At 39.8% G+C, this 18279-nt stretch carries 16 protein-coding genes; 7 read left to right on the top strand and 9 right to left on the bottom strand.

The features are described 5' to 3' along the window. Window positions 1–127 precede the first annotated feature (127 nt). Window positions 128–1945, bottom strand: coding sequence for a LysM peptidoglycan-binding domain-containing protein (locus ABJD64_RS08740; RefSeq protein ID WP_348181867.1), 1818 nt, complete (start codon window positions 1943–1945; stop codon window positions 128–130). Further along, window positions 1942–2583, bottom strand: coding sequence for an O-methyltransferase (locus ABJD64_RS08735; RefSeq protein WP_348181866.1), 642 nt, complete (start codon window positions 2581–2583; stop codon window positions 1942–1944). The genes ABJD64_RS08740 and ABJD64_RS08735 overlap by 4 nt, the downstream gene beginning before the upstream one ends. A 158-nt stretch (window positions 2584–2741) precedes the next feature. Between ABJD64_RS08735 and ABJD64_RS08730 the strand changes: the two genes are divergently transcribed. The 5 genes from ABJD64_RS08730 (at window position 2742) to ABJD64_RS08710 (ending at window position 7044) form a co-directional block, all read left to right on the top strand. Continuing rightward, a complete protein-coding gene (locus tag ABJD64_RS08730) occupies window positions 2742–3374 on the top strand; it encodes a deoxynucleoside kinase (RefSeq protein WP_348181865.1) in 633 nt (210 codons plus the stop codon). Between the two features lie 98 nt (window positions 3375–3472). Beyond that, a complete protein-coding gene (locus ABJD64_RS08725; protein WP_348181864.1) occupies window positions 3473–5491 on the top strand; it encodes a dihydrofolate reductase in 2019 nt (672 codons plus the stop codon). Between the two features lie 76 nt (window positions 5492–5567). Further along, window positions 5568–6164, top strand: a complete 597-nt coding sequence (locus ABJD64_RS08720) for a TetR/AcrR family transcriptional regulator (protein WP_348181863.1) — start codon at window positions 5568–5570, stop codon at window positions 6162–6164. Window positions 6165–6291: 127 nt separating this feature from the next. After that, on the top strand, window positions 6292–6690 hold the full coding sequence (locus ABJD64_RS08715; RefSeq protein ID WP_348181862.1) for a hypothetical protein: 399 nt from the start codon (window positions 6292–6294) through the stop codon (window positions 6688–6690). Between the two features lie 177 nt (window positions 6691–6867). Next, entirely contained in the window at window positions 6868–7044 is a 177-nt protein-coding gene (locus ABJD64_RS08710) for a hypothetical protein (RefSeq protein WP_348181861.1), read from the top strand. Here ABJD64_RS08710 and ABJD64_RS08705 read toward each other — a convergent pair. After that, window positions 7034–7528, bottom strand: coding sequence for a hypothetical protein (locus tag ABJD64_RS08705; protein WP_348181860.1), 495 nt, complete (start codon window positions 7526–7528; stop codon window positions 7034–7036). The two genes, ABJD64_RS08710 and ABJD64_RS08705, sit on opposite strands and share 11 nt — an antisense overlap. Window positions 7529–7672: 144 nt before the next feature. Here ABJD64_RS08705 and ABJD64_RS08700 point away from each other — a divergent pair, with 144 nt between their 5' ends. Further along, on the top strand, window positions 7673–10096 hold the full coding sequence (locus ABJD64_RS08700; RefSeq protein WP_348181859.1) for an ABC transporter permease: 2424 nt from the start codon (window positions 7673–7675) through the stop codon (window positions 10094–10096). A gap of 179 nt (window positions 10097–10275) precedes the next feature. Next, the gene (locus ABJD64_RS08695) at window positions 10276–10842 is read left to right on the top strand and encodes a carbonic anhydrase (RefSeq protein ID WP_348181858.1); all 567 of its coding nucleotides are present in this window, start codon (window positions 10276–10278) and stop codon (window positions 10840–10842) included. Window positions 10843–10915: 73 nt separating this feature from the next. On the opposite strand, the gene ABJD64_RS08690 is transcribed toward ABJD64_RS08695, so the two are convergent. The 6 genes from ABJD64_RS08690 to trpC all read right to left on the bottom strand — a co-directional run bounded on the left by ABJD64_RS08690 (window position 10916) and on the right by trpC (window position 18277). Continuing rightward, window positions 10916–12442, bottom strand: coding sequence for an oligopeptide:H+ symporter (locus ABJD64_RS08690; protein WP_348181857.1), 1527 nt, complete (start codon window positions 12440–12442; stop codon window positions 10916–10918). A gap of 159 nt (window positions 12443–12601) precedes the next feature. After that, window positions 12602–14365, bottom strand: coding sequence for a peptide MFS transporter (locus ABJD64_RS08685; RefSeq protein ID WP_348181856.1), 1764 nt, complete (start codon window positions 14363–14365; stop codon window positions 12602–12604). Window positions 14366–14876: 511 nt separating this feature from the next. Continuing rightward, window positions 14877–15647 (bottom strand): tryptophan synthase subunit alpha, encoded by a 771-nt coding sequence (trpA, locus tag ABJD64_RS08680; protein WP_348181855.1) that lies wholly within the window; start codon window positions 15645–15647, stop codon window positions 14877–14879. A gap of 33 nt (window positions 15648–15680) precedes the next feature. Next, entirely contained in the window at window positions 15681–16862 is a 1182-nt protein-coding gene (gene trpB / locus ABJD64_RS08675; RefSeq protein WP_348181854.1) for a tryptophan synthase subunit beta, read from the bottom strand. Beyond that, entirely contained in the window at window positions 16863–17486 is a 624-nt protein-coding gene (locus tag ABJD64_RS08670) for a phosphoribosylanthranilate isomerase (protein WP_348181853.1), read from the bottom strand. Continuing rightward, window positions 17483–18277 carry an indole-3-glycerol phosphate synthase TrpC gene (trpC, locus tag ABJD64_RS08665; RefSeq protein WP_348181852.1) on the bottom strand — a complete coding sequence of 265 codons (795 nt, stop codon included), beginning with the start codon at window positions 18275–18277 and terminating at the stop codon, window positions 17483–17485. Before trpC ends, ABJD64_RS08670 begins: the two co-directional genes overlap by 4 nt. Window positions 18278–18279 lie beyond the last annotated feature (2 nt).

Genomic DNA, 18279 nt, shown 5'->3' with positions numbered 1-18279 from the left:
ATGCATCTATAATACTATCCAATATGGATTAGACTTATTCCTATATTTATATGAGTATTTAAGATAAAAAAGTGAGCATTTACAATATAAAAATCAGATTCACAAACCTAAATCATAGATCGTAAACTCATCTCACCCTCAACCGCTCCCCCACGTCAAGATTGAAGTTATCCTTCTGATTGAATTTAAGGAGGTTTTCTACAGAGATATTATACTTTTTCGAAATGCCGTACATGGTATCTCCCGGTTCTACCACATGAAAATTGACTGTTTCTGAGGCTGGCGCCTGGGTGTTTTCTTCTAATGTACCATGAATGATTAAGTTTTGGCCTACTCTAATTGAATTGTCATACAAGTCATTCCACTCCACCAAATTTTCCACAGATACACCCATCTTCTTAGCGATAGCATACAAGGTCTCGCCTTTCATCACCAGATGATTAGTGATCTTAATCGGCTCGTCCAATTCTGAGATGACCTCTACTACCTCATCTTTCGTCTCAACGGTTTCTTTCATTTCTTGACGAGCAGGAGTAATTGAATCTTCTGATACCTTTACTTCTTCTACTATTTCCGGAGTCACCCTCACTGGCACTTCTATCTTTTTTAAAGGAATGGCCTCATCCACAGGAAGCTTAGGAAGTTCCCTATACTCAATGGGCATATTGGTCGGGCGCTTTTTATGCAACCAAAGTACTCGGCCTGGTTCTATATCATCTATGGTCGCCATTCGGTTCAGCTTAGCTAGTTTGACTAGTTTGATTCCAAATTTCTGTGAAACATCCCATAGGGTTTCATTAGGCTGTACGGTATAAAAATAGATCTTCCCTTTGTTCCGCTTAGGTCGGGTATAGTAGATATCTCCCTCCCTGATAATATCGGTCATTTTCAAATCATTGTACTTGGCGAAACGCTCCGGAGTCAGGTTGGCCTTTTTTGCCAGAACAATGATGCCATCACCACGCTTGGCAAGTATGGAGGGCAGACCGTTAATTTTTATATAAATCGTCCCCGAGACGTTGAGATCTTTGTCAATGGAGGGGTAGATTTTAACGGAAATCAAATCATCGTCAGTTTCCTCTCTTTCCTTATTTTCAGGTTTTGATTTACCCTCTTTCATCTTAGGTGCTTTGCCGCGAATGGGAAGCATGACAGAATATTCCTTTTCTCCAGGCACCTTATTGGTCTTCAGCCACTTATTATATTTTTCCAACTCTGTTTCATCCACCTTCGCATCCTTTGCTATGGCCGAAAGTGATTTCCCCTTTCCCTTTTTATATTCAACCAAGCTCAGGCCCTCGCTGTTTTTTCCGCCCGTTATACCTTCGTAGGCAATTTTATGTGCCAAAAAGCGCACAACGTACCAATGCGTCTTCGCATCCAATGTCATTCGTTTCTTTCCAAAATTACTTTTACTCACATACTTCGCTGCGCCGCCTCGTCCAGTCATATGCGCCAGGATGGTGTACACCCAATTATCGAAATAGAAATTATGTCTTTTGAAATACTTAGCCGCTCCATGAGTAGACGCAACTATATTCAAACGCTCATCTACACTACGATCGATTCGCAAGCCTACCTCTCGTCCCGTAAAATCTTTGAATTGCCAAAAGCCAACGGCATTAGCTGATGATACTGCATCAGAAATCAATGCACTCTCTTGAAGTGCCAAAAACTTGAAATCTGTGGGAATACCCTCTTCTTTCAGTACCCTTTCTATAATTGGGAAGTAAATTCTGGCACGATCTGCTTTGATCTCCATGTATTTGGGGCTTTTGATCAGCGCATCCACATCCTTTTGAATGTTTCGTCTTGCCCCATCTGAGATTTTGAGTTTCATATCACCTAGCGTGATTTCACTTGGCACGCGTACCCTTCTTACGTCATCATTTGCATAAATCAGTGAGGCACACAGGTAAAAAAAGAATAGCAAACAGTATTTCATAATACACGAAGTATCATCAGTCCATCTCTTACGGCCATGAGTACGTTTTCGACTCTTGGGTCTTCATGAACTTTTTTATTAAATTCTATCAGTGCTTTAGTGTCCTTATCATTGGGTTTTGGTTTTGAGATAACCTTACCACTCCATAAAATATTGTCCGCAATAATAAATCCACCTTGGGCCATTTTGTCTATAACCAGTTGGTAATAATTGTAATAATTAACCTTATCAGCATCAATAAATACCAGGTCAAATGTCTCATTCAGAGAGGGAATCAAATCCAACGCATCACCAATCATATATTGGAGTTGGTCCGAATAGTCAGATTCCTGAAAATAGCGATTCACAATGGGTTCCAACTCCTCATTGATATCGATCGTAAAAAGCTTCCCTTTGTCAGCTAATCCTTCAGCCATACAAAGCGCTGAATATCCAGTGTAAGTGCCGATTTCCAGTATGGTTTTCGGACGAATCATATGTGAGACCATAGATAGAATTCTGCCCTGGACATGCCCTGAAAGCATTCTTGGCCGGAGCACATTAAGGTTGGTTTCACGATCAATTTTTTCCAGCAGCTTGCCTGCTACTGTAGTATGACGTGCGGAATAGTCCTGAATGTCCTTGCTTATAAAATCCAATCTTTCTATTTGATTTGTAATCGGTATTTGGTTCAAAAATATATACAATTTCGTATAACCCAGATGATTAATTAGGGTTAAGTAAACACCTGGAAGAATTTATCCACATTCTAAGATTCATACTTTTATTAATCAACCGTACTATTACCTTTGTTCCAATGGCTTTACACCCCAAACATATCGCAGTATCTGGCAACATAGGCGCTGGAAAAACCACACTTACAGAAATGCTCGCCAAACACTATGGTTGGCAGGCTGAATTTGAAGATGTAGAAGACAACCCCTATCTGGCCGACTTCTATGGAGATATGACGAAATGGTCCTTTCACCTTCAAGTGTATTTTTTGAATAGCCGATTCGAGCAGGTAAACAAGGTCAGAGCAGGTGAAAAGACAGTCATCCAGGACCGAACGATTTATGAGGATGCTTACATCTTTGCAAAAAGCCTGCATCATCAGGGGTATTTTAATGATAGGGATTATCAAAACTATTTGACGCTCTTTGACTCAATGATCAATTTTGTGAAGGCACCGGATCTTTTGATTTATCTCAAATCAGATATTGATAAACTGGTGAAGAACATTGAAAAACGTGGACGCGACTATGAAAGTGCTATTCGAATTGACTATTTGCAAGGCTTAAACGAACACTATAACCATTGGATAGCCAATTATAAAGAAGGCAAACTTTTGATCATCGATGTCAACAACATTGACTTCGTCATCAATCAGGAAGACTTTGCCACCATAGTTTCCAAGATTGATGTAGAGTTGCACGGACTCTTCAGCTAAACATCCTCTATTTTCCCCGCTCCATTGATTTTACTATGGTGATTTCAAGCATGAATTGTATATTGCGAGATTGTTTAAAAACACATACCCATTAAGACATGAGAAAACAGCTAACATATTTATTACTAATTGCACTATCCTGGTCTTGTACTCCCACAGCTAAAGAGGAACAACCAGTTGTTGCTGAAGACGATTTTGTTTGGAAGACCGAACAATTTGCAGATCTAAAAATGATCAGATACCAGGTTCCCGGATTTGATCAATTGACATTAGATCAAAAGAAACTTGCCTATTATCTTACTCAGGCCGGGCTATCCGGTAGAGATATAATCTGGGATCAGAACTATCGGCATAATCTAGCCATCCGAAGCGCTTTGGAAAATGTCATTAACAATTTTGAAGGCGACAGAGAAAACGAAGATTGGAATCAATTTATGATTTATGTCAAAAGAGTCTGGTTCTCCAATGGAATTCATCACCACTATTCCATGGCTAAAATTGAACCCGGTTTTAGACAGGAATATTTTCAAAGTCTATTGGATGACACAAATACCCAATTAACCGAAGAAATTGTAAACACCATTTTTGATCCTTCAATTGATAATAAAAAAGTGAACCTAGACCCTGAGAAAGGATTACTTCTAGGCTCGGCCAGCAACTTTTATGACCCGGATGTGACTGCGGAAGATGTGGATGAGTTCTATGCTCAAATCACAGACAAAAATGCTGAAGAACCACTTTCTTATGGTTTGAACTCAAAGTTGGTTAGAGATGAAAATGGCCAGCTACGCGAAGAGATTTGGAAATCCGGTGGAATGTATGGTGAAGCTATTGATCAGATGATTTATTGGCTTGAAAAGGCAATTACTGTTGCTGAAAATGAGGCGCAAAAAAGAGGCTTTGAATTACTCATAGAGTACTTCAAAACAGGTTCATTAAAAACCTGGGATGAATATAATGTAGTATGGGCAGCTGCGACTGCTGGTGACATCGATTATATACTCGGATTTATTGAAGTATATAATGACCCCAAAGGCTATCGTGGATCGTATGAGTCAATCATTCAGGTAAATGACTTCGATGCATCAGCAAGAATGAAAGTACTATCCGATAATGCACAATGGTTCGAAGATAACTCTCCAATCATGAATGAGCACAAAAAAGAAAATGTAGTCGGTGTAAGTTACAAGGTCGTGAATGTAGCCGGAGAATCAGGTGATGCTTCTCCCTCCACACCTATTGGCGTGAATTTGCCTAACGCCAACTGGATCAGAGCCAAACATGGATCAAAATCCGTGAGCTTAGGGAACATCATTGACGCCTATGACAAAGCGGGCACTGCCGGATTTACTGCAGAATTTGCTTATAATCAGGCCGAGTTGGAAAGAGCACAGAATCACGGTGAGATTGGCGACAAAATGCATACTGCACTTCATGAGGTGATTGGACATGCTTCCGGTAAATTAAACCCTGGAGTTGGTACCCCAAAAGAGACTTTAAAAAACTACTCTTCTACTATCGAAGAAGGACGTGCCGATCTAGTCGGTCTCTACTATCTCATGGATCCTAAACTGGTTGAACTAGGCTTAATAGAAAGCCTCGAAGTGGGCAAGGAAGAGTATGACGGCTATATAAGAAACGGCATGATGACCCAATTGAGAAGACTAAAATTGGGAGAAGATATTGAAGAAGCTCATATGAGAAATCGAGCTTGGGTGTCTGCTTGGTCTTTCGAACAAGGCAAAGCTGATAACATCATTGAGAGGAAAGAAAAAGACGGCAATACTTATTTTGTCATCAATGACTATGAGAAGCTCAGAGAAATTTTCGGAAGACTATTGAGGGAAACTCAGCGAATCAAGTCTGAAGGCGATTATGAAGCAGCCAAGGCTCTTGTAGAAAGTTACGGTGTGAAAGTGGATACAAAATTGCATCAAGAAGTATTGGATCGAGCAGCTAAGCTAAAAGGTGCACCTTACGGAGGGTTTATCAATCCTGAATTGGTACCGGTAACGGACGATGCGGGAAATATCACCGACATCGAAGTGAGTTATCCAATGGATTTTACTAAACAAATGTTGGAATACGGAAAGAAATACTCTTTCCTCGCCAAATAAAGAAATGGATTGGGCTGCACACATGAGTGCAGCCCTTTTTTATTTAACGAGAAAAATGGTATTATTAATAATCTAGATGGCAGACAAAAGAGATCAGATACTGGACGCAGCCAAATTACTCTTCAACAGACAGGGGTATGCAAAAACAAGCGTGGATGACATTTCTCAAGCTGTAGGCATGCGCAAATCTTCCTTGTACTATTATTTCAGAAACAAGGAGGACCTCTTTATGTGTTCTTTCAAGAATGATTGGGGCGAAAAATTTAAGATATTTGAAACCGAGGCAAATAAAGAAAATAACCCCTCAGACAAAATACTCGCATACATCACACAATCGCTCAATTATTACGAAAAGGTAGTTATGGAGCATAAAATCCCTGTTAAAGCGCTCATTGAAACAAGGAATTTATACCGATCATTCGTCAATAAGATTAATCGAGGTGGTATCGGTTTCTATATAGGCGCTATAAATGAAGGCATTGAAAGTGGTGAATTCAAGAATTGCGAAGTAGAAAAAGTAGCGGAAGCACTTTTTCTCATCAAGTTCTCCATTCAGTACGATCAACTAAGTATGTTTTTACATACCTACCCTACCGAAGACGATTGGACGCACATCAGAGAACAAATTTTGTACGCCGTAAGTCTTGTACTTGACGGCATTAGGAAAAAGTAAGAATTATTTTTTCGAACAAAACAACCTTTTGTTCGAATGATCGTATAACTTTGCATATCTCCCTACTCGGGATTTTATTTTGACAGAAATTCGAACGTTTAACCAATTTGTTCTAAAGATCTAAATCATGAAAAAATTAGCCTTAATTCTTACTGTAGCGCTTCTTTCATCCGTGTCTACATTTGCACAAGAGATTCCAAAGAAGGAATTCACCATTTCGGTGTCAGAAAAAAACATTGCTGTACAACCAGGGGAAACAAAAAAATATGAGGTGACTTTAAACAGATCGAAGTCATACAAAAAGACTTCAATCGACCTATTAATTGATTCGAATCTGCCTCAGGGTATCACGGTTTCTTTTGAAAACGGTACAGACCCCATGGTCAACAGAATTATGATCGTATCTGCTGCTGACAATGCAGAACCAATCAATAAGGCTGTAATTCTAAAAGGAAAGTCATTGAGAGCCAGTAAAGGTGTAATGCTAAATCTAAGTGTAGACAACGAGTCTTATACGGCCAACTAAGAAATCATTATTAGTTTTGCGAGTAAGAAGACAGCCTTGATCAGGCTGTCTTTTTTTGTCCGCTAATTAGACGTGGTCCTGCTCTACTGAATCAATTTTTCATTGATTGCTAGTTCCATACAAATCCTCTCACTGGATTCAAGCTCGGCCTTCTTCTAGTCGTACTCTTGGCCATTTATGAAGCACAAAAGCAACGAAAGGTTGACCTTGTCGAAAAAAGAAGTAACTATACTTGAGATAGCCTACAAAACAGGATTCAGTTCCATTGGTTCGTTTAACCGAGCATCTAAAGCAACCACATTTCAAACACCAACTGAAGTTAGAAAGACCTATTTAGCCATGGTCAATAATTAAATTTTATCCTGACTTTCAATTCTTTGAGCCCTTCCTGATAGTCATATTGCAAATCCTCATGCAAAGCAAGTAAGGACTTATCAATCTTTTTCAATTGGTTTTGTAATAGATTTATCAACACTTTACTTTCTTGCAATGGAAGATTCAGTTCGACAAGTGATTGACAGAAGAACATCAGAATTTCTATTTCCGTTTGCTTATTTCCTGAATAGCGAATTTGTTTATTGGCCAACCGTAGTGCTTTGCGAATCGTCTTTTTTGCCAGGTACAAACTCGTGGAATTGAGCGAACCAAAAGCCGCAGTGATATCATCTTTTACCTGTTCGATATAAAAAGCCTCATTGTCTGACTCCAAAAGCAAATAATGAAGTAATTCTTTGTTTTCCTTTTTGTGCCTGGCCAACCGCAGACAAACGGACAAGAGTTCTTCTTGCGACAAAAGTTTAAGTTCTTTTTTTAATTCACTTAGTGAGGCAGTATGCATACAAGGCAATCAGATTTTTAATATTTGTAATAAACAGCAACTAAATTTAACTAACATGCAACCAAAGGTGCATTTACGACATCTAATAGTTGCACTATTAGACCGTAATTTCAGCAAGAAAACTCAAATCAAAAACTCAATATCATGCTCAAAAACTTTTATCTCACGGCAATCAGAAACCTGCTGAAGCATAAAAGCTATTTTCTGATCAATATTGGTGGCCTTGCCATTGGTATCGCAAGTTTCATTTTTATCTCCCTCTACATTATCAATGAACTCAGTTATGACCGATTCCATAGCGAGTCCCACAATATTTACCGGGTGCATGTACACGGACAAATGATGGGGCAATCTATGGACATGGCAGCTACAGCTTCGCCCATGGCTCAGGCTCTACTCAACGAATATCCAGAAGTCACCAAAGTGACGCGAATTAAAGAAAGTGGCGCCTGGTTTATCGGTCGGGGCGAAAAAAAATTCAACGAGGATGGCGTTCTATTTGCCGATTCTTCGTTTTTTGATGTCTTTGATTTTAAACTCCTTTCAGGAGATCAACGAACGGCCCTGATTAAGCCAAGATCGGTGGTATTAACTGAAAGTTATGCCAAAAAGTATTTTGGCGATGAGGATCCTTTGGGTCAAAAACTCACCGTAGAGCAAGATACTATATTCTATACGGTTACAGGTGTAATGGAAGATGTTCCTGATCATTCGCATATGCAATTCGATATGATGGGCTCGATGAGTACGTATCGCCATTGGAATAACAATCAGTGGGTGAGCCACAATCATTATACCTACATTACTCTAAATGAGAATGCCGATGTTGGAGCATTCGAAGAGAAAATCCAAGAACTTGTTTACAAATATGTGGGACCTCAGGTCGAGCAATTTCTCGGCACCACTATGGATGCCTGGGAAAGTGCCGGTAACTCATTCGGATACTATCTCATGCCACTTGAAAACATCTACCTTCATTCCAGTGTAGACGAAGAGATGCAAGCCAATAGCGATATATCTTATATCTATATTTACTCCTTGATTGCCCTGGTCTTGCTTTCTATTGCCATCATCAATTTTGTGAATTTGGCAACTGCACAATCCTCTTCGAGAGCAAAAGAAGTAGGTATTCGGAAGGTGGTTGGTTCAAGTAAACGCCGATTAGTAACGCAGTTCATCTTTGAATCTATAGTCGTTTCAGCTATAGCTACGCTGCTTGCTTCCTTATTAGTATTCTTACTAACTCCATATTTCATCGAGTTAATTGGAAAAGAAATCGCCTACTCATTGACCTCAAGTGTCTGGAGTATAGCCGCTTTATCAGGCTTGGCCATCCTAATTGGAATCATGGCCGGTTTCTACCCTTCTTTTGTGCTAGCTGCTTTCCAACCCGTACACGTACTCAAGGGAACGATGAGCACAGGGGCAAAAGCCGGATGGATGAGAAATTTACTCGTGATTATACAGTTCACTGCAGCCATCATCATAATTATAGGTACTGTGGTCGTTTATAATCAGATTGACTTCATGCTCAATAAAAATCTTGGATTTGATAAGGAACAAATTGTCGTAATTCGAAGATCTGATGTATTGAGAAATAACCTGGAGACCTTCAAAAATGACTTGTTAAAAAATCCGAACATCAAAGAAGTAGCCAATGCCATGTCAATTCCTGGTAAGGATAGATACAACAACAATGCGCACATGACTGAGGAGAACCCTGAATCTCCATATCTTCTTTTTGAGAATAGAGTCAGTTTCGGTTACGCCGAGCTCATGAATCTGGAATTGGTAGAGGGCCGGTTTTTCTCCAAAGATTATCCATCCGATTCGAATGGAGTGGTTATTAATGAGGCCGCCGTCCGTACTATTGGTTACGACGAACCGTTGGGTAAAAGATTCATCAATCAGGATCGCCAAGGTAATAAGCAACTGATGACGATTATAGGTGTAGTAAAGGATTATCATATAGAATCACTACACAAACCTATTGAGCCTTCTATGCTCAGGTTGATGCCTGGAAACTGGGAAGGGTATGTCACCATTAAACTTAGCAACACGCACAACGTCCGCGAAACATTACAATTCATTGAAAGTACTTGGTTTAATCACTCCTACAACAAGCCATTTCAATATTTCTTTTTCGATGATGACTATGCTAATCTTTACAACTCAGAATCAACTACTGCTCAAGTTTTTGTCGTGTTTGCAGGGCTATCTATTTTCATTGCCTGTCTGGGACTCATTGGGTTGGTCACCTACACGGCAGCCATACGCAAAAAAGAGATTGGCATCAGAAAAGTACTGGGAGCCAGCACAACCACGCTTATTAAATTACTATCAAATGAGATCGTAAAATTGATCATCATATCGACGCTAATTGCATGGCCCCTTGCCTATTTTGCTACTGATTATTGGCTACAAAATTTTGCGGATCGCCTTTCAATTAGTCCATGGATCTACCTTACATCGACATTTATTGTCGTATTTATTGGCGGATTAGCCATCAGTTTTCAAACCCTTAAAGCTTCCATGGGCAACCCTGTGGACTCTTTGAGGCAGGAATAATTAGAAAACTTGCAGAAAATACGTACCAATATCCGAAAAAAGACCTATTGAAATTGTAGGTCTTTTTTTCTCACCTTTGTCATGGTAAAATTAAAAAAGGAACCAATGTCTTTGGCTTTATTTGGTTTCTTGAACTAATTTTTCATTGAATTACGAATTAAATTTCAAAATACATAAACATGAACTGGAAAGAAGCACTACAACGACTAAAGGAAGGAAACGAGCGTTTTGTTAATACAAAACCATCTACCGCTGCACAGGATCAGGCAAAAATTGCAAGTCTAACCGGAGGACAATCTCCATATGCAATCATATTATCATGTGCTGATAGCCGCGTGGCTCCCGAATTAGCCTTTGACACCGGCCTCGGTGAAATATTTGTACTACGTGTTGCTGGCAACGTAGCCAACACCTCGACCATTGCCAGTATTGAATATGCCGTAGCACATTTAGGAACTAAACTAATAGCGGTCATGGGTCATCAGAGTTGTGGTGCCGTTGGTGCCGCGGTCCAGGGCGGTGATGCAGGGGCTAATCTTAACAAGTTGATAAGTTATATTCAGCCAGCAGTAGACAAAATTGGTGCAGACGCGCCCTTGGCAGATATAGTTAAGGAAAATGCAAATATATCAGCAGGCACTTTGACCTCGAAGTCAGATATTATTTCCAACGCGGTGGCATCTGATGGTGTGAAAATTCTGACTGCTTATTATAATCTGGACTCAGGGAAAGTTGATTTCGAATAAGAAATAAATTAAATATCATAAAAAAGCTCGTTAGTATTCTAACGAGCTTTTTTTATAGACTGATTCAGTCTATCTAATGCACTTCGTGCATCAATTTTTTCAAGAATGGAGCCAGCACAAGTGCACCAAGGCCAAGACCAAGACCAATCATTCCTATATTTTCAAAGCCTTCAACATATACCGCCAATGAATCCATACCCGAAGCCGAAGTGATATCGTCTGTATTAATTGCCATACTTCTACCAATCAGTCCTCCAATATTGAAAGCGTAGGCCACTGCCATAAACCAAATACCCATCATAAAACCTACCAGCTTCTTTGGTGTTAATTCGGTGATCTTTGATAACCCAACGGGTGACATATTCAACTCACCAACAACAAATAAGAAATACCCAGCCACGAGAAATATCATTGGTACTTTACCTTCACTATTTGCAAACCCACCACTAAGAGCAAGCACATAAAACCCTACTCCGATCAATAGGAGTCCAATCGCAAATTTGTACGGTGTCCTTGGATTCAAATTTCTTTTTTGCATAGCTATCCACATGGCTGAAAATGGAATCGCCAATAGCACGACAAAAATTGCAGTTATTCCGTTTGTTCCAGCTGCGGTAAACATCACCAATTCCACGTTCCTGTCGGCAAATAGGGTGAGTAAACTTCCTGTCAGTTCATAAAAAGCCCAAAAAACGGTCATCAGTAGCGTCATGTACAAGACCATAAAGAGTTGGCCTCTCTCTTTACCAGAAACTTGGGTAAATGTCCAAATCAAAAAGCCCAATACACCGAGTACGAGAATATTAAAAATAAACGATACGATTGTCCCTTCAAACATCACGTCTCCAAAAGCAGTTAAGACAAAGTCTCCAAACTGAATTAGGTAGGCAATAACTGGCACCAATAGTACAGCTACTACAGGTACCCACTGCTTTTTCCTTAATCCGAAGACCTTTTCGTCCAGTGCCTCTTCTGAGGGTGGCAAACCATGATCGCCAAAGACGCCTTCTTTAGTTCCTCTATAGAATACGATCAAGCCGGTTAACATACCGATACCAGCAGCACCAAAACCATAATGCCAACCATAAGTCGCTCCCAACCATCCGCAAAGAATAGGTGCGACAGCTGCTCCAACATTAATTCCCAGGTAAAAAATGGTAAATCCTGAATCTCTTCTAACATCACCCTTTTCATACAACGTACCAACAAAGGATGAAATATTTGGTTTAAAGAATCCATTACCGACAATGAGTAACCCTAAAGCAGTAAAAAAAGCAATAGGATGCTCTATAGCCAGAATAAAATGACCAAGCGTAAAGAATATGGCACCTAACATCACTGCCCTTCTAAAACCCAGAAGTCTATCAGCAACCATTCCTCCGATGGCCGGCGTAGCATAAACTAGCATGCCATATGCAGCATATATACCAAATGCTATTGTATCTCTATCAGCGGAGGCACTAAACATCTCGTTCACCATATATAGCGTGAGCAACGCGCGCATGCCGTAAAAACTGAATCGTTCCCACAGTTCAGCGAAGAATAAGTAAAAGAGGCCTTTTGGGTGACCAAATAGTTCGGGTTGTTGTTTTGCATTCATATTCTAAGACTTAAAATTTGTCGAATATAATAAGATTGAACTATATGCAATGTCGGCCTGCTGCTAATGGTACAAATTCAGTCTAAAAGGGTCAATTTTGGTATAAAAAAGCCACACGCTACTAGGCATGTGGCTATTACATTTTTTAGTAACACAATGCTAATTGACTCCGTGCATACCTTTCTTCATCAGAGGAGAAAGAACAAACAACACCACGCTGATGGCAACACCAACCCACATCAGTGAAGAAAAGAAATCTGCATATATAGCACTAGCGGCGGCTACATCGGCAACTACCCCACCTTCTGTATCCATAGACGCAAATTTTGCAATTTGAGCGGCCACCAGTTCCGAATAGGCAGTTGCAAGGAACCAGACACCCATCATGAAGCCTACAACTTTTGGTACAGAAAGTTTTGTCACAGCTGATAACCCTACTGGAGACAAGCATAATTCTCCTGTGGTATGGAGTAGGTAAGCTAGAACAATCCAGATATAGGCCACTTTACCAGAGGCATCTGGCATTGTAGCTCCCAATACAAGTGCACCAAAACCCAAACCTGCCTGGAGTATGCCTAAACCAAATTTAAGTGGTGTACCAGGTTCCATTTTATTTTTGCTTAAAAATGTCCACAGCCACGCAAATAAAGGAGCCAGCAAGAAAATGAACATAGCATTAAGCGAGCCGGTCTGTACCGCCGTGACCTCCCATATCACAGGCAATCCTGAAACAGACTCCGCAACTTCACCAGCAAACCCAATGGTGTCAATTCCCTTATAAATGAATACAAGAGAAATCACGCCAAATAGTATTCCTACAATCATTTTTTCAGCATTATTCATTGTATAGAACTTGCTCCTCCCTAAAAATCCAATAACAAAAGGAATAAGAATAACAATAAAGGCGATGATATAAAGACCCGTTGTTTCACCCGGTAAATACGTCATGTCCACCAAGACCCTATCCACGACCCTATCGGCGTACAAAGTCATTGAAGCAGCTGACTGCTCGAACAATGCCCAGAAAACCACGGTGAAAAGTGTCAATGAAGCCAACACCGTCATCCTACCACGTTCAACCTTATTACACTCCTTATATAAAAACCAAATCAACCATACCAGTACGGCAAATGCCATTCCATTAAGTGTGTTGTGTACGATAGAATTCGATTGAACCAAAAACCAGATTAAAGGTACGCATACCAAAGAACCTAAGTATATAGTCAACTCCTTGTTGATTCCAATCGGGCTTTTTTCCTTGAGTACTGCAGGATTTTCAGGATCAGCATGACCTTCTAAATATTTTTGTCCCCATAAGAACACAACCAAACCGAGCAGCATACCAATACCAGCCAACCCGAAACCATAGCCCCATCCATAGTTCTCTCCAAGATACCCACATAGTATGGTTGCCCAGAATGATCCGAGGTTAATACCCATGTAGAAAATAGTAAAACCGGAGTCTCTTCTTTTATCTCCAACTTCATAAAGCTTGCCAACAATGGTAGAAATATTTGGTTTCAAAAAGCCAACACCAACAATGATTAATGCCAGTGAAAAATAGAAAATATTTAGTGCAAAATCATCTTGAACAAGTGTGCCGTCTACCATCTTAGCCTGATCTCCTTCGAAGGCCAAACCAAGGTGTCCGAAACAAAGCATAATCCCTCCAAATATCACGGCTTTGCGCATGCCTAAATACCTGTCGGCCAGCATACCTCCGATGACAGGTAGCGCATACACCAATCCGGCATAAGCACCAAGTACATCAAGCCCTCCATTATCTGTGAATAGATGATATTTGGTTAAGTACAAAACCAGCAAAAACTTCATTCCATAGAATGAAAATCGTTCCCACATTTCCGTCAGGAAACAGATATAAAGTCCCTTAGGATGGCCAAAAATTTCTTGTTTGTCTTCCATATTGATTTTTAAGAATTCTTACTTCAAATCTTCTTCTATCAACAACTATCACTTACCTAACCTCAATGCTCAATACAAGACACAATAAGTTAAATGCAAAACTAAATTTGCTTGCACAACGATTGGCTCTCAATGAGTGGAAATAACCTAAAAAGTCCTAAGAGGTTAATCAATTTTGGATGCTGTTTGGTATAGAATGAACCGCCAAAATAAGAAGAATAATTTTAAATCAAATGAGCGCCTTGTTTTATTCCAGGTATGCGTCAATACAGTATCAGTATCGTACTTGATATTCTAGTAACTACATGGAGTAAAAAAAAACTGAAAATGTCTACTCACAACAAGGGATATCAACCTTAGTCAAGCTTTAAAAACAGCAGAGTAATACTAAAAAAAGGATTCACTCTATATTTCTTACATAGACCTTAATTATTCTTAAAACAAGATATCTTAAGTTCGTTGATTAATAGAATGTTATATGGATATTTTTAGACACGTCTAAAAAGAAAAATTAAGCAAACTGATCCATGAATTTAGTTATGTTTTCACCGATATCTTTCGTTTCTGCAAGTGACTTAACAAAAGCACTTCCTATAATCCCCCCTTTTGAAAATTTACACACCTGATCGAAGGAATTCTTATCTTTGATACCAAAGCCTGTGATCAGCGGATTTTTTAATTTCATGGCCAACAGACGGTCTGCAAAATCTTCAAAATCCGTTGCGAAATTCTTGTTTTCGCCAGTAGTACTTGATGAGGAAACCATATAGATAAACCCGTCGGTATGTTCGTCCACCAGGCGTACTCTTTCATCAGTTGAGGCAGGCGTCACCAAGATAATATTTCGCAAGCCACTAGCCTCGACCATCTCTTTGTAATTCTCAATATATTCCTCAATAGGTAAGTCTGGGATGATCAAACCATCAACACCTATTTCTTTACATTTCTTACAGAAATTCTCAAACCCATACTGAACAATTGGGTTCAAAGAACTCATCATAATCAGCGGTATATCAACCGCTTCTCGGATGTTCTTTAATTGCTCGAAAAGCAGCTTGACTGTCATGCCATTTTCAATGGCTACAGTATTGCTATATTGTATTGTTGGCCCATCAGCTACGGGGTCCGAAAATGGCACGCCAATCTCTATAAGATCAGCGCCATTCTCCTCTAATTTTTTAATGACATTTACAGTGTCATTTAGCTGCGGATAACCAGCAGTAAAATAGATAGATAAAATATTATCTTTTAATTTTATTAAGTTATTTATTCTATTTTTCATTATAGAAATTGATTCTTTATAATATAAATTGAATTACAGTCTTTGCAAGTAAGATTCTAAATCCTTATCTCCCCTACCTGATAGATTAACCACAATAACCTCACCTGGTTTGATGTTTAGTTTGTCCAGAGTTGCCAGCGCATGAGCAGATTCTACAGCAGGAATGATTCCCTCTAACAGACATAATTCCTTGCCGGCCGTCATCGCCTCATCATCAGTCACCGCCTCATATTTCACCCGGCCAGATTCGAACCAATGCGCCAATGCTGGTCCAATTCCCGGATAATCTAAACCTGCCGAAATTGAATGAGGCTCCACCACCTGCCCATCATCCGTTTGCATAAATAAGGTCTTACTTCCATGTAGTATTCCACTTTTTCCTTTGAAAGTGGCAGCAGCAGTAAATCCTGACTCAAGACCTTTTCCTGCTGCTTCTGCAGCGATGAGCTCCACCTTTCCCTCTTCGATAAAATGAAAAAAGGCACCAGAGGCATTACTCCCTCCTCCAACACAGGCTATCACACGGTCAGGATATTCTGATCCCGTTACCTCAAGCAGTTGCTTTCTGATCTCTTCGCTAATCACGGATTGAAACCTGGCCACCATATCCGGATATGGATGAGGACCGACCACAGAGCCAATAATGTAATGTGTTTCAAATGGATTGCTGATCCAATAGCGCATGGCCTCGTTAGTAGCATCTTTCAGTGTTTTACTACCAGAAGAAACCGGAACTACCTCAGCACCAAGCATTTTCATTCTCCCTACATTGGGAGCCTGTCTTGCTACATCGATTTCGCCCATAAAAACAATACATTCAAGGCCCATTAATGCGCAAGCTGTAGCTGTTGCGACACCATGCTGCCCAGCTCCTGTTTCCGCAATAATTTTCTTTTTACCGAGCTTTTTTGCGAGTATAATCTGCCCTAACGCGTTATTTATTTTGTGTGAACCTGTATGGTTCAAATCCTCTCTTTTCAAATATATATTTGCTCCATATTTTTCAGAAAGCCTAGTTGCTAAATAGAGTGGAGAGGGCCGTCCTACATAATCAGAAAGCAATTTCCCGAACTCTGCCTTAAATTCACTGCTTGCAATAATTTCTTCGTAATTCTCCCTCAGCTCTGTTACATTGGCCTGCATCATCTCTGGCACGAAAGCGCCCCCAAAATTCCCAAAATACCCTCTTCTATCCGGTTTTAACCTGGTTTCCATCTATCTATTTACTTTTATTTCATTAAAAAATTCTTTCAGTCTTGCCTCATCCTTGTCTCCAGGGGAGAATTCAAAGCAGCTGTTCACATCCACAGCAAATAGCTTAGGATGTTTTATTTTTTTTAAACTTTCCACATCCTCTAACCCTATTCCTCCACTTAGAATAAAGGGTTTACCTAGCCCATAGTCGTCAAGCACGGACCAATCGAATTGAGTGCCATTTCCACCATAAGATGATCCTTTGGTATCAAATAGAAAATAATCTACATAAGGCTCATAATCGCGCAAATCAGACGGTAGTTCATTTGAAATAGAAAAGGCCTTAAATAGCTTATATCCATTCATTTTCAATTGTCTACAGTACTCAGCTGATTCATCTCCATGCAGTTGAATATAGTCCAGATCATAAGCCTTAGCGGTCTTTTCAATTGTGGAAATGGACTCATTAACAAATACACCCACTTTTTGTTTGTCACAATGAATGAGATCGTCGTTAGTCAAGTTGCCTTCAACGAAGTTCCGGCCAGATTTAGAATAGAAAATAAACCCTACAAAGTCAACCGTCTCCTGCTTCAGAAAAGTCAAGTTTGCCTTGGTTCTTATGCCACATACCTTGATCTTCATCCCTTAGCCAGTTGCGTTTCCATGAACTTCTTCAACTCATGGGCAGGATCACTATGCTTCATGAATTGCTCGCCAATCAAAAAACCTTTGTATCCCTCAGCTGCCAATATATCCATCTCCTTTGTTGAGGAAATACCACTTTCAGAAATTTTCAATTGCTCAGCAGGTAATATTTTGGCTAAATCAATTGAGTTCTGAATGGTAGTTCTGAAGAGCTTCAAATCCCTATTATTCACCCCGAGAATATCTACGGCCTCATAATAACCATCATTAAATTCGTCTTCATTGTGAATTTCTAAAAGCACTTCAAGTCCAAGTTTGTGAGCCAAATCAGTAAACTTCACTATCTCATCTCTAGTTAAAATAGCTGCGATTAGTAGCATCAGATCTGCACCAATGGCCTTTGTTTCATAAATTTGAAATTCATCGACAACAAAATCTTTACGCAAAACGGGACATGTCATATGCTTTTTTGCTCGCTGCAAGTCTTCGATACTTCCGCCAAAATAGTCCTTATCAGTAAGTATCGAAATAGCAGAGGCACCTGCCTGGCAGTATCCTTTCGAGACCTCAGCTACATCGACTTTGTCATTGATAACCCCCTTAGAAGGAGACTGTCTCTTAAATTCCGATATGATCCCATAAGGCGCTGCCTGAAGCAGATTTTGGCTAACAGAATAACATTCACGCTCAAAATGACTTGACCGTATCAAATCATCAATTGATATCACGGACTTCTGATAAGCCACTTCCTCTTTTTTTGTTTGAACAATTTTATCTAATACATTCATGA

Origin of the sequence: Reichenbachiella sp. (assembly GCF_039944555.1) — a bacterium.
Taxonomy (GTDB): Bacteria; Bacteroidota; Bacteroidia; order Cytophagales; family Cyclobacteriaceae; genus Reichenbachiella.
Note: the sequence above shows the minus strand (reverse complement) of the source record. Positions and strands in the feature narration are given on the sequence as shown.

What these genes read in the sequence shown, in the direction of transcription:
- ABJD64_RS08740 (WP_348181867.1), bottom strand. Translation starts at nt 1,945, where the DNA reads ATGAAATACTGTTTGCTATTCTTTTTTTACCTGTGTGCCTCACTGATT.
- ABJD64_RS08730 (WP_348181865.1), top strand. Translation starts at nt 2,742, where the DNA reads ATGGCTTTACACCCCAAACATATCGCAGTATCTGGCAACATAGGCGCT.
- ABJD64_RS08725 (WP_348181864.1), top strand. Translation starts at nt 3,473, where the DNA reads ATGAGAAAACAGCTAACATATTTATTACTAATTGCACTATCCTGGTCT.
- ABJD64_RS08720 (WP_348181863.1), top strand. Translation starts at nt 5,568, where the DNA reads ATGGCAGACAAAAGAGATCAGATACTGGACGCAGCCAAATTACTCTTC.
- ABJD64_RS08715 (WP_348181862.1), top strand. Translation starts at nt 6,292, where the DNA reads ATGAAAAAATTAGCCTTAATTCTTACTGTAGCGCTTCTTTCATCCGTG.
- ABJD64_RS08710 (WP_348181861.1), top strand. Translation starts at nt 6,868, where the DNA reads ATGAAGCACAAAAGCAACGAAAGGTTGACCTTGTCGAAAAAAGAAGTA.
- ABJD64_RS08705 (WP_348181860.1), bottom strand. Translation starts at nt 7,528, where the DNA reads ATGCATACTGCCTCACTAAGTGAATTAAAAAAAGAACTTAAACTTTTG.
- ABJD64_RS08700 (WP_348181859.1), top strand. Translation starts at nt 7,673, where the DNA reads ATGCTCAAAAACTTTTATCTCACGGCAATCAGAAACCTGCTGAAGCAT.
- ABJD64_RS08695 (WP_348181858.1), top strand. Translation starts at nt 10,276, where the DNA reads ATGAACTGGAAAGAAGCACTACAACGACTAAAGGAAGGAAACGAGCGT.
- ABJD64_RS08690 (WP_348181857.1), bottom strand. Translation starts at nt 12,442, where the DNA reads ATGAATGCAAAACAACAACCCGAACTATTTGGTCACCCAAAAGGCCTC.
- ABJD64_RS08685 (WP_348181856.1), bottom strand. Translation starts at nt 14,365, where the DNA reads ATGGAAGACAAACAAGAAATTTTTGGCCATCCTAAGGGACTTTATATC.
- trpA (WP_348181855.1), bottom strand. Translation starts at nt 15,647, where the DNA reads ATGAAAAATAGAATAAATAACTTAATAAAATTAAAAGATAATATTTTA.
- trpB (WP_348181854.1), bottom strand. Translation starts at nt 16,862, where the DNA reads ATGGAAACCAGGTTAAAACCGGATAGAAGAGGGTATTTTGGGAATTTT.
- ABJD64_RS08670 (WP_348181853.1), bottom strand. Translation starts at nt 17,486, where the DNA reads ATGAAGATCAAGGTATGTGGCATAAGAACCAAGGCAAACTTGACTTTT.
- trpC (WP_348181852.1), bottom strand. Translation starts at nt 18,277, where the DNA reads ATGAATGTATTAGATAAAATTGTTCAAACAAAAAAAGAGGAAGTGGCT.